The following is a 13,032-nucleotide window of genomic DNA, read 5'->3' on the forward strand; positions in this document are numbered from 1 at the left end:
GCATACCAAACTATTTTACGATGACAGTTCCCAAATAACTGGTGATTTCTTTCTCCATCATCTTCAATTTCTGATATTTAACCATCAGCATTTCGAGGTTTTCGGCATTGGTCTCCTGTCGTAATTCCTCACGGACGTCTTGCATATTTTGCTCCACTTTACGTTTTTTTATCCTGTAAAGCGCTCCCAAGACTGCATTTTTTAAATTATCTGTTTCCTGTGCCACGTATATCTTACGCTTCTCATCGTTCCAATTAGGACTCAAACTGTAGGGAGACGCTAAAAGTGTGATGGCCAGATCGGCAATTTCACGATCTTTATGGGTAATAAAATAACGGTCGTTGGGTAACTCCTCTCTTTCCATAAAAGTTAAATAGACCGTTACGACTTTTTGGCAAAGGGCATCCGTAAACGTTACATCCTGCAAACCTGCCAATAGCACGAAAGCGATAGGATAATCTTGCTCCCATTTTGCAGGAACGTGCCCATAATTAAGTAGCAAACGTATTATTTCGCGCTCTTGGAGAGCGATCGACTGTGATTTGTTAACTTTAGGAGAAAAAGTTGTCTCCAAAGAAGGAGCCACCCCATCCGCGGGGTCCATAAACAAATCAGGAGGGGGTTCATTCCCAGCAAATGGAGAAGAAGCCTTTTTTTCAGGAAGCTGTTGATCTTTTCGTGAAGCTTTCAGTCGAAGTTTATTGAGTTCGGAGATCAATAGACGTTCTTCTATATCTAACAGATTGCTACACTCCCTAATGAAAACGGAAGCTTTTATATCGTCAGGTATTAAAGCTATACTTTCCACTACATCATGGATAACTTCAGCGCGTTTTACCGGGTCAGTACCCGCATCTTTTAATAACACATCGGTCTTATAAAAGATAAAATCTTTGCTATTGCCTTCAATATATTGTTTAAAGGCATCAGCACCGTTTTTCATGGCAAAAGAGTCGGGGTCATCACCATCTGGAAAAAGAAGTACCTTTACATTCATTCCTTCTTCCAACAACATGTCCAAGCCTCGCAACGAAGCTTTAATGCCTGCTGCATCTCCATCAAAAAGAATGGTTACATTTTTGGTATAACGTGCTATTAACCGGATCTGACCACTGGTTAACGAAGTTCCTGACGATGCCACTACATTTTCAACACCGGCCTGATGCATGGATATTACATCAGCGTATCCTTCCACAAGGTAACAGCTGTCGGCAACCGTAATGGCTTTCTTCGCAAAGAATAAACCGTATAATACATCCGACTTATGATAGATAATACTCTCCGGAGAGTTAACATACTTTGGTACTTTCTTGTCGGTTTTTAAAGTACGCCCGCCAAAGCCCAATACCCTTCCTGTAAGATTATGGATAGGAAACATCACCCTTCCCCGAAAACGATCATAGGATTTACCATCATCTTTCCGAACAATCAACCCTGTTTCCTGCAGGAAATCTTCGTCATGCCCAGCTGCAATCGCTTTCCCATGCAGCGCTTCCCAAGCTTCCGGAGAATAGCCGAGTTCAAACTTCTTGATAATATCTTCGCGGTATCCACGTTCCCTGAAGTAACTGAGGCCGATAGCTCTCCCGTCGTCAGTATCCCATAAACAATCCCGAAAAAATTTTGAAGCCCAATTGGTCACTACCAATAAACTCTCTCGATGATCTGTTACGGCAGCCTGCTCGGGTGATACAGCGGTCTCTTCTACTTCAATATTATACTTTTGCGCTAAATAACGTAATGCTTCCGGATAAGCATATTTTTCCAGCTCCATTACAAAACGAACGGCATCGCCGCCGGCACCGCAACCAAAACACTTATAAATTCCTTTGCTTACCGATACGTGGAAAGAGGGTGTTTTTTCATTATGAAAAGGACACAATCCGATCATACTTGTGCCACGCTTTCTTAGGTCAACGAAGTCCCCCACTACCTCTTCAATACGGGCAGCATCAAGAATCTTATCAATCGTTTCCTGTTTAATCATTGACGTAAAGATAGTAAATTAGCACTGCTTGCGAATTATAAGTTCTACGTTTTTACAAGTGAAGTAGTTGAGTAGCGAGGTAGTATTATTCAACGGCTAAACGATTGAACAAGCCTTTACCGGTTTCCGCTTTTTACCTCCAGCTCATTGGCAAACTTAATACCGAACACATCCGAGCCCGACTCTAACTCGAATACATTGAGGTCAAAATAGGGCACTGCAGCTATTAAATGATCAAAAATATCGGCCATAATCGGTTCATACTCTATCCATTTTGTAGTATTGGTGAAACCGTATATTTCCAAGGGCATACCATTCTCAGTTGGAGCGAGCTGCCTGACCATTAATAGCATTCCTTGATTGATTCCGGGATGATTCCGCAAGTACCAGTCGACATATTTACGATAAAGCCCAAAATTAGTAAAATTACGCCCATTCAAAGCGAGACTTCTATCTGCATCAATAGTTTCATTATGCTTTTTGATCTCTGCTGCGCGTTCATCAATATAATCTCTAATGCCTTGAATTTTTTGGAACCTCGGCAATTCATCATCTTTTATAAAGTGTATGCTAGACTGCTTAATAATAATCGAACGTTTGATTCTTCTGCCACCGGATTCGTGCATCCCTCTCCAATTCTGAAAGGAATCAGCTATTAAGGTATAGGTAGGAATCGTGGTAATGGTTTTATCAAAGTTCCTAACTTTCACTGTCGTCAGGTTAATCTCCTCCACATCACCATCGGCACCATATTTAGGCATCGTAATCCAGTCGCCAATACGTACCATATCATTGGTGGTTACCTGTATGCTGGCCACGAAGCCCATAATAGTATCTTTGAACATCAGTAAGAGAATAGCCGATGCCGCCCCCATGGCAGCGAAAAAAGCGGCTGGTGATTTTCCCGTTATTGTAGAAAAGATGGCTACGGCACCGAAGAGGTAAAATATCATACGGATGACCGACAGGTAGCTTTCCATGGGTTTTGCGTGGAACGCAGGTCTTTCTCTTAAGACATCAGCACCGGACCGAATGATGGCCATAATAATGGATATGATCATAAAGACCATATAGATTTCCAACAGGACATCCGCGGGCTTGATCAAATGCTGAAAGTCATCAAAAACAATCGGAACGGCATTTTTGACCAAGCTAAATGGCGCAATAAGCGCTAAAAAGTGAGGAAAGCGATTTTTAAGCAGGTAATCGAAAAATTTTAAGCGGGTAGTTGATGCTATCTTACGAAACACCATTTTTAAACCTCTTCGCACAATATACTGCAACACGTACACTAAAAACACCAGTACTGCCAGCAGAACAAAAACATTTACATACGCTGCTATATCCTTATCAATCCCCCATTCTACCAGTTTATCGTAGCTAAAGCGACTGATCAGGCTGGAGGATTTTTCTAATCCTGTTTCTAAATTTTCCATAAAAATGACCCTAACACCCTCTGAAGGAAGAGTTTAAAATTATATGATTAACGTTTTAAAGTGATGATTTAAGCGCACATAGGATGCGCTCAACAAAGATACAATTCTCTGCTTAGTTTCCTAAACGTTTAAGGGTAACATATGCCATTAAGCCCGTGCTTAGCGCCAACGCCTGCTCATCGATATCGAAATTAGGGGTATGCACAGAGGCGGTAATTCCTTTTGAGGTATTACGGGTACCTAATCGGTAAAAGCATGCATCGGTAATTTGCGAATAAAATGCGAAATCCTCTCCGGCCAACCATAGATCTAAATCAAGTACATTTTCTTTTCCGAGATACTCCTCCGCATAAGCTCTTATTTCCTGGGTTAGCAGCTCATTGTTCACCAGAAAAGGGTATCCGCGGACGATTTCAAAATCACATGAGCCCCCCATACTTTCAGCGATACCTTCGGCCATTTTCTTCATCCGTTGATGCGCTTCCTCTCGCCATTGCTCATCAAAGGTTCTAAACGTTCCTTCTAGCTTCACCTCATTGGGAATGACGTTGGTGGCACCTTCAGCAACAATTTTTCCAAAAGATAAAACGGTAGGCATTTTAGGATCGGCTATCCGGCTAACCACTTGTTGTAAAGCGGTAATAATGTGAGCAGTAATAACAATAGGATCGATGTTTTGCTGTGGTTGCGCACCATGACCGCCTTTGCCCTTCACGGTCACATAGAGTTCATCTGCCGAAGCCATATATTTTCCAGACCTGAACCCCACTTTTCCGGCATCGATCAGTGGCATCACATGCTGCCCAATGATGGCACCTGGTTTTGGGTTTTCCAAGACACCTTCCTTAATCATTAGGCTTGCCCCACCGGGTAGCTTCTCTTCTCCGGGTTGAAAAATCAATTTCACCGTGCCGGCAAAATCCGCTTTCAGACTAGTCAGTATTTTTGCGGTACCCAATAAAGAAGAGGTATGAACATCATGGCCACAGGCGTGCATTACCCCTGCGTTTTTTGAACCGTAATCCCGCCCATCTACCTCCTGTATGGGCAATGCATCAATATCCGCCCGAAGTGCAACAACGGCATCACTGGGTCGATCTCCATTTATCAGGGCAACAACGCCTGTATTCGCCTTTTCCTGCCATTCAACACCCAGTTCATCCAATTTCGACTTAATGTAAGCCGATGTATTATATTCTTCAAAGGAGAGTTCTGGGTTTGCATGAATATGTCTTCTTAGGGCTACAACTTCCGAAAAAACAGACTGGGCAAGTTTATAAACGGTATCTTTCAACATCAGTATTCTAAATTAACGGTCTCGGTAAATATAAAAACGGAATTGAAGCTCTTCTTCAGTTGATTCATCAAGGCTTGTGCATGACTTCTATTGGTAAAATCACCCACCTTTACGCGATAGTTTGGCTGTTCGTATCCGAGATACGTATTTAAATCCTTATAAATATGCTTAAACTTTGCTTGCGCCGCATAGGCGTCCGAGCGGTTAGTTCCTGAATAAATCTGTACACGGTAACCATTTGCCGTTACTTTTTGACCAGTCTTGACTGGCACTCCAGGTCTTGTTCCCTCTCCTTCTCCCGTTGCTGTTTCTGCATTTCCAAACACCGTACGTTCTTGCTGCAAACGTTCAATCAGTGTGCTTTTGTGCTCTTCAAGTATGCCTTTCTTATCCTGTGCAGAAACCGCTAACAGCGACAGGCAGAAAAAGCATGTCAACAGAAAATACTTATTCATGAGTTACGGGTTAAAAACATTTAAGCCTGTCCTATTCCGTGGCAATTCTTATATTTTTTCCCACTGCCACAAGGACAAGGATCATTTCTTCCTATCTTATTATCATTACGGATGGGCTGCGTTTTTTGCACTTCTCTCGTATCTTCTACCGGTAAATTACCCCCTCCTGATGTTGCAGCTGCCAATTCAGGCTTGGATACCTTCACTTTTGGTTGCTGGCTCGGCATAGGCCTTGCCTCTCGCACCTCTTGTGGTTGCTGCTGCGGTATTCCCCCCTTGAACAAGAACGAAACTACATCTTTGTTCATCGCTGCCAACATCTGTTTGAACAGGTTGAAGGCCTCCATTTTATAAATGATGATCGGATCTTTCTGTTCATAAACCGCATTCTGTACCGACTGCTTCAGGTCGTCCATTTCACGCAAATGTTCTTTCCACGCCTCATCAATCAACGAAAGAACTACACCCTTTTCAAAAGATTTAAACACCTCTTTACCCTCACTCTCTACCGCTTTCTTTAGGTTAGCAGCTACTTGCAAACCACGCATACCGTCTGTAAACGGCACGACGATATTTTCTATCTGCTCGCCTCTGGTAGCGAACACATCCTTCAGTACGGGCAACGTTTGTGAGGCGATATGTTCCGCTTTACGGTGGTAAAAGTCAATGACGTGGTTAAACAGCTGATCTGTCAACGAAGTAATGTTTTCATTGGCAAAGGCATCTGCCTCCAAGGCCGGATCAACAGAAAATATCCGGATAAACTCTAATTGGAAATCTTCATAGGTTCCCGTTTCCTTATATTCTGCCACCATATCTTCCACGACGTCAAAAATGGTGTTGTTCAAATCGACATCCAGGCGTTCACCGAACAGGGCATTTTTCCGTTTCGCATAGATAACTGTCCGCTGTGAATTCATCACATCATCATACTCCAACAGACGCTTCCGAATACCAAAGTTGTTTTCTTCTACCTTTTTCTGTGCTCGCTCAATAGACTTGGTAATCATTGAATGTTGGATTACCTCGCCTTCTTCGATACCCATTCGTACCATGATGTTGGAGATCCTATCCGAACCGAACAAACGCATCAGGTTATCTTCCAGGGACACAAAAAACTGTGAGGAGCCAGGATCTCCCTGTCTACCTGCACGACCGCGCAGCTGGCGGTCAACACGGCGGGATTCATGCCGCTCGGTACCTACGATAGCTAGTCCTCCAGCATCTTTAACACCAGGCCCAAGCTTAATATCCGTACCCCTACCGGCCATATTCGTAGCAATGGTTACTGTACCAGCCTGACCAGCTTCAGCTACGATATCGGCTTCCCGTTGATGGAGTTTTGCATTCAGCACATTGTGCTTTATTCCGCGTAACTTCAGCATACGACTTAAAAGCTCCGAAATCTCAACCGACGTGGTACCCACCAGTACGGGGCGCCCCGCTTCAGTTAATTTTTGGATTTCTTCTGCCACCGCATTATATTTTTCCCGGGCGGTACGATATACCAAGTCCTCACGGTCGTCTCGTTGGATGGATATATTGGTCGGTATCTCCACCACATCCAGTTTATAGATCTGCCACAGCTCGCCCGCTTCCGTAACGGCTGTACCCGTCATTCCGGCCAGCTTATGATACATTCTGAAGTAGTTCTGTAAGGTAATCGTAGCATAAGTCTGTGTAGCATCTTCTACTTTCACATTCTCTTTCGCCTCAATTGCCTGGTGCAAACCATCTGAATAACGACGGCCATCCATAATACGACCAGTCTGTTCATCTACAATCTTAACCTTACTTTCATCCAATATATACTCTACATCTTTCTCAAATAAGGTATAAGCCTTCAACAGTTGATTAACTGAATGTATACGTTCCGATTTAATAGAAAAATCACGCATCAATTCATCTTTCTTCTGCGCTTTCTCCTCAGCGGTAAGGGATAATTTTTCTATTTCAGCTATTTCCGACCCAACATCCGGCATGACAAAGAAATTAGGATCTTCGCCAGACGTCGTGATCAATTCAATTCCTTTTTCCGTAAGTTCTACCTGGTTGTTTTTCTCATCAATGACGAAGAAAAGCTCGGCATCCACCTTCGGCATATTCTTGCTTTGTTCCTGGAGATAATAGTTCTCCGTTTTCATGAGCACCTGACGGTTGCTACCTTCACTCAGAAATTTAATCAGGGCTTTATTTTTTGGCAAACCACGATGTGCGCGTAACAAAGCCATCCCGGCCCCATCTACTTCTGTATCTCCTCCTTTAATGCCTTTTTTTGCTTCGTTAAGCACGGTATTGATAAATGCTTTCTGTGCATTCACCAAACGCTCAATCCGAGGCTTTAACTCATAGAATTCATGTTCATCTCCCCGAGGTATAGGTCCTGATATAATTAACGGTGTACGGGCATCATCAATTAATACAGAGTCAACCTCATCCACCATCGCAAAATGAAGCTTACGTTGTACTAATCCCTCAGGCGATTGCGACATATTATCACGCAAATAGTCGAAGCCAAATTCATTATTGGTGCCAAATACAATATCTGCAGCATAAGCATTTCTTCTGGCGGCAGAGTTTGGTTGATGCTTATCGATACAGTCTACCCGTAATCCATGAAATTCAAACAAGGGTCCATTCCACTCAGCATCACGACGGGCAAGATAATCGTTTACGGTAACAATATGTACCCCCTGTCCCGACAATGCATTTAGGTATGCCGGCAAGGTTCCTACCAAAGTTTTACCTTCACCGGTAGCCATCTCGGCAATTTTACCTTCATGCAGTACAACACCCCCGATCAGCTGCACGTCATAATGTATCATATTCCAGGTAACCATTGTTCCTGCAGCCATCCAACTGTTCTGCCAAAGAGCTTTTTCACCTTGGATCTCTATATGAGATTTAGTAGCAGCCAATTCCCGGTCGAAATCACTGGCCGTAACTTCCAGTGTGGTATTTTCAGTAAAACGCCTAGCCGTTTCTTTTACTACAGCAAAGGCTTCGGGAAGAATGTCCATCAACACTTCCTCTAACTTTTTATCACGATCTTTGGTAAGCTTATCAACTTTGTCATACAAAGCATTTTTTTCTGCCATTTCTACTTCTGGCTGTTCAGCTTCCGATTTTAATTCGTTGATTTCCGCATCAATTTCTGCCAAATAATCGGCAATACGCTGCTTAAATTCCGCCGTTTTTGCACGCAGTTCATCATTGCTCAGCGATTCCAGTTTACTAAACTCTTCTTTGATTTTCTCAACTAGTGGACGAATATGTTTTATATCACGGTCAGATTTACTGCCAAAAATTTTACTTAAGAATCCTAACATGCTCTAATAATAATCTAAAATATACGCGATTTGCTTCAACAAATGCGCCAAATATTGCGATACGTCATAATGACATCATCACAATGAGCAAAGTTAGTGATTTTTATAATAGTACTCAGCATGCCAAAGAAAGTATCGAAAAAGTGATGAATAAAAGCGCATTTATTTTACTTCTTTTTTCCGCAAAAAGAAGCAAAAGCTCCAGCTGCACCTAGTTGCTACAAGGGTAGTGCCTCCACCTGCAAGTCGCAACTAGCTGAGGCGGATTTTAAGTAGAACGGAGAACCTTTGCGAGCAGATGGAAAGGAAGATCATCGGCAAACAATAACTAGAGCGATATGATAACATACCCAAGAGTTTACATCTTGTAGTGGGATGCACTGCCGTTCCTAAGGACTCGAATGGCATAGGCTTGCGTCGGTAGCAATCGGCAGGCAACGTGCCTGATGCAGGCATTTTGCTCTACTTTGTTGCGGACAAAGTAGAAAAAAATCGTCTTTAATTAGGTAACACGGCCCAAACGGTATGTCCGGAATCATCCGTTACCAACATGTAACCTTGTTTTGCAAAAGCAACACCTACCGGTCTTCCATATACCTCGCTTTTTTCTTCATCGGCAATGAAACCGGTAAGAAAATCTTTATATTCTCCCGTAGGTTTCCCATCTTCAAAAGGCACAAATACCACTTTGTACCCAACAAGTTCAGACCGATTCCAGGAGCCGTGCTGACCAACATAGGCTCCCGTTTGAAATTTTTCAGAAGTATTAAACGCCAGTCCAAGAGAAGCAGTATGTGATCCGAGCGCAAAATCCGGAACGATCGACTCTGCTACCAAATCTTCACGTGCACCGTTTAATCGCGGATCGGGGTTTTTGCCCCAATAGGCATATGGCCAGCCGTAAAATCCATTTTCCTGTATGCTGGTAATATAGTCTGGCACCAATTGATCGCCCAGCTCATCCCGCTCATTTACCGCTGTCCATAATTTACCTGTTACCGGCTCCCAATCAACACCTACTGGATTTCTCAGGCCGGCAGCATATATCTTTTCTCCGGTACCGTCTGGGTTGATCTCTAAAATGTTCGCCCGTCGCCTTTCATGCTCCATCCCATTTTCACCCGCATTACTCCCCGAACCTACGGTAACATAGATTTTTGTACCGTCGGCATTTGCTATTAAGTTACGTGTCCAATGGTTATTGTACCCTCCCGCGGGCAGATCTAATAGCTTTTCTCCTTTTGCGGTGATCGCTTTTTCTCCTGCTTTGTAGGGGTATCTCCATAATCCATCGGTATTTGCCACATAAAAATAGTCTCCAAGCGCCAACATACCGAATGGCCTGTTCAGATTCTCCAGAAAAGTATTTTTGCTATCTGCAAGGCCATCACCATCGGTATCACGTAAGAGTGTTATTCTATTGGCACTTTTACCCGTTGTCTGCGACTCCGCTATAAAGATGTCGCCATTTGGGCCTACATATACCCAACGTGGGTGCTGAAATCCGTCTGCAAATTTCACTACGCGGTACCCTACAGGCGCGATCGGCGTTTTTTCTTCAGGCCATCCGATAACTTTAGAAGTATTAATGGCGGACTCGGTAGCTAGAGGGTCTGCTAAACGAATCTCCGGGCCATACTCGCTTATATGATCGGAAAGCGTATCTACAGCGGTCTCGTTATGATCTTTTGTAGATCCATTACAAGCCGATACCATGAGCAAGGCCGGCAACACTAACAAAGAAAACGTCTTGAACTTCATTTGATTTTTCTGATTTCCCTAAGCAACAGCCCTGGCTAAAAAAAGTTTTAACGCCATGACTTATACTGATTGATCAACCCATTGGTAGAAGAATCATGAGAAACAACCTCTTTATCGGTTTTCAATTCGGGCAGTATTTTCCCAGCAAGCTGTTTGCCCAACTCTACCCCCCACTGATCGAAACTAAAAATGTTCCAAATTACACCCTGCGTGAAGATCTTATGTTCATAAAACGCGATCAGGGTTCCTAAACTTCTTGGGGTTATTTTCTTTATAAGAAAGGAGTTGCTCGGACGGTTACCTTCAAAAACCTTAAAAGGCGTAAGCGCTTGAATATCCTCAACAGATTTATCAGTAGCCTCCAGCTCCAGCACAACTTCATCTTCCATCTTTCCGTTCATTAAAGCCTCTGTCTGCGCAAAGAAATTGGATAACAGCAGCTGATGATGCGCACCAATAGGGTTGTGTGTTTGAGCGGGAGCGATAAAATCGCAAGGAATCATTTTCGTTCCCTGGTGAATCAACTGATAAAAAGCATGCTGCCCATTGGTTCCCGGTTCACCCCAAATGATAGGCCCCGTTTGATATTCCACTGGTTTTCCTTTGCGATCAACATACTTTCCGTTACTTTCCATATCTCCCTGCTGGAAATAGGCGGCAAAACGATGCATATACTGATCATAAGGAAGAATAGCATGACTCTCGGCATCAAAAAAGTTATTGTACCATACCCCCAACATCCCCATGAGTACGGGTATGTTTTCTTCAAAGGGTGTATTTCTAAAATGATTATCAGCAGCATGTGCTCCTACCAGTAGCTCCTTAAAGTTGTCAAAGCCTATACCTAGGGCGATGGAAAGACCGATGGCGCTCCATAAAGAATAACGGCCACCTACCCAATCCCAGAACTCAAACATATTTTGCGTATCAATACCAAAATCCTGCACGGCTCGTGTATTTGTACTGAGCGCAACAAAATGTTTGGCAATATCTTTTTCACTGCCGCCCTGTGTTAAAAACCAGTCGCGCGCGCTATGCGCGTTAGCCATGGTTTCCTGTGTTGTAAATGTTTTGGAAGCGATCAGGAACAGGGTTGTCTCGGCGTTCACCTGGCGTAATACTTCGGCAATATGCGTACCATCAACATTGGACACAAAGTGTAAGTTCAAATGATTTTTATACGCTTTCAGAGCTTCTGTTACCATTACCGGTCCAAGGTCAGACCCACCAATTCCAATATTCACGACATCAGTAATTGTTTCCCTGCTATAGCCTTTCCAATTCCCGGAAATTACGGAGGAGCTAAACGACTCCATATGGTCGAGCACGGCATTCACTGCGGGCATCACATCTTGTCCGTCCACGTTTACCGGTTGATTACCTATGTTTCGCAATGCGGTATGCAAAACAGCACGGTTCTCTGTTTCATTGATTGACTGCCCGTTAAACATAGCTTCAATAGCTTCCTGAAGCTTGCATTCCCTAGCTAACTGCACCAATAAGGCTATGGTCTGCTCATCGATCCGATTCTTCGAATAGTCGAATAACATATCCTCAAAAAGTATCGAAAACTTCTCAAAACGCTTAGCATCAGACGCAAATAAATCACGTAAATGCTTAGGTGCTATATTAATATAGTGGTTGCTTAAATAGTTATAAGCATCTGTTTCTGTAAAATTCACACTTGGTAACATAATAACATCAAATTTTCACGAAACTACAAATTCATTGCAGAAAGTAAAAGCCCAACGCATTATTTTATTAGGCTATTTACCGACCGAAAGTGACTTGTTACAAGCATCGATCACACGATACCTGTAGCACAACATCGAACAATCAAGCAATTTTTAACACTTTTTTGCTTTAATAAAATATAAAAATTCAATACCTTTAACAAACAAAAACAAGCTGTGTATTAACCTGTTTTATTACTGAGATTTGAACATTTGGGATTTGCAAAAGAAATCGGCTATTGTTAATTTAGTATCCTGAATCTATAGTATAAAGCAGTAAGCAATGAGGTAAACGGATAAAGATGACTGACGTTAATTACGAAAATATTGAACGTTATCTTTCTGGTGATATGACAGAAAAAGAGCGTAGTAGCTTTGAAGATGAGCTGGACGGAAATGAAGAGCTCGCTCAGGAACTTCGATTCTATATGTACGTCAATAAAAGTGTTGCTGAATGCCTGCGTCAGTCATGTGTGCCTGGCCCGAAAAAACAGGTGAGCAGATTTCCATCCTTAAAGAATATCCGAGCAAACCGTCAAATAAAATGGGGGATATTAGCTTTAACAACTCTGCTATTTGGGGGTGTACTATTATGGTCGCCATGGACAAACGACGGATTAGTGGAAGCTAACCAAGTGAAGATGAGCGCCGTTGACAATGATGGTTTATTAATAGAAAATAAATACCCGGACATTATCGAGCTTTTTAACGACGGCAAATATACCGAGGCACTCCCATTACTGAATAACGCACTTACTGAAGTGCCCGACGATCTTTATATACGTTATTACCGGGGTGTTACTTATCTAAACTTAGCATATCTGGGTTCTGCGCGCCGCGATTTATTGAAGGTTTACTCAGAAAGCACTTCGCAAATGTATGAAGCCGCTTACTATATTGCGCTGAGTTACACCTTAGAAGAAGACGATTACGCTGAAAGTGCTCTTAATTGGCTCGAAAAAATCCCAAAAGAGGCTGCCATTTATCCGAAAGCGGCTGAGCTAATGAAAAAATTATAGTTCGTAATTTTGGTT

Annotated in this window: 8 protein-coding genes; 1 reads left to right on the forward strand and 7 read right to left on the reverse strand. The window is 42.8% G+C overall.

All coding sequences use genetic code 11. The features are described 5' to 3' along the window. Positions 1–10: 10 nt before the first annotated feature. From dnaG to pgi, 7 genes are all read right to left on the reverse strand, one after another. Positions 11–1,987, reverse strand: a complete 1,977-nt coding sequence (gene dnaG / locus H8S90_RS03310) for a DNA primase (protein ID WP_187341179.1) — start codon at positions 1,985–1,987, stop codon at positions 11–13. Between the two features lie 116 nt (positions 1,988–2,103). After that, the gene (locus tag H8S90_RS03315; RefSeq protein WP_187341180.1) at positions 2,104–3,423 is read right to left on the reverse strand and encodes a mechanosensitive ion channel family protein; all 1,320 of its coding nucleotides are present in this window, start codon (positions 3,421–3,423) and stop codon (positions 2,104–2,106) included. 112 nt (positions 3,424–3,535) lie between these two features. Next, entirely contained in the window at positions 3,536–4,720 is a 1,185-nt protein-coding gene (locus tag H8S90_RS03320; RefSeq protein WP_187341181.1) for a M20 family metallopeptidase, read from the reverse strand. After that, entirely contained in the window at positions 4,720–5,175 is a 456-nt protein-coding gene (locus tag H8S90_RS03325) for an SPOR domain-containing protein (protein WP_187341182.1), read from the reverse strand. Before H8S90_RS03325 ends, H8S90_RS03320 begins: the two co-directional genes overlap by 1 nt. Before the next feature lie 20 nt (positions 5,176–5,195). Continuing rightward, positions 5,196–8,504 (reverse strand): preprotein translocase subunit SecA, encoded by a 3,309-nt coding sequence (gene secA, locus H8S90_RS03330; RefSeq protein WP_187341183.1) that lies wholly within the window; start codon positions 8,502–8,504, stop codon positions 5,196–5,198. A gap of 498 nt (positions 8,505–9,002) precedes the next feature. Next, positions 9,003–10,265 (reverse strand): sorbosone dehydrogenase family protein, encoded by a 1,263-nt coding sequence (locus tag H8S90_RS03335; RefSeq protein WP_187341184.1) that lies wholly within the window; start codon positions 10,263–10,265, stop codon positions 9,003–9,005. A 47-nt stretch (positions 10,266–10,312) separates the two neighbouring features. After that, positions 10,313–11,959 (reverse strand): glucose-6-phosphate isomerase, encoded by a 1,647-nt coding sequence (pgi, locus tag H8S90_RS03340; RefSeq protein WP_187341185.1) that lies wholly within the window; start codon positions 11,957–11,959, stop codon positions 10,313–10,315. Positions 11,960–12,300: 341 nt separating this feature from the next. Here pgi and H8S90_RS03345 point away from each other — a divergent pair, with 341 nt between their 5' ends. Next, the gene (locus H8S90_RS03345; RefSeq protein ID WP_187341186.1) at positions 12,301–13,017 is read left to right on the forward strand and encodes a tol-pal system YbgF family protein; all 717 of its coding nucleotides are present in this window, start codon (positions 12,301–12,303) and stop codon (positions 13,015–13,017) included. Positions 13,018–13,032 lie beyond the last annotated feature (15 nt).

Source organism: Olivibacter sp. SDN3 (genome assembly GCF_014334135.1).
Lineage (GTDB): Bacteria > Bacteroidota > Bacteroidia > Sphingobacteriales > Sphingobacteriaceae > Olivibacter.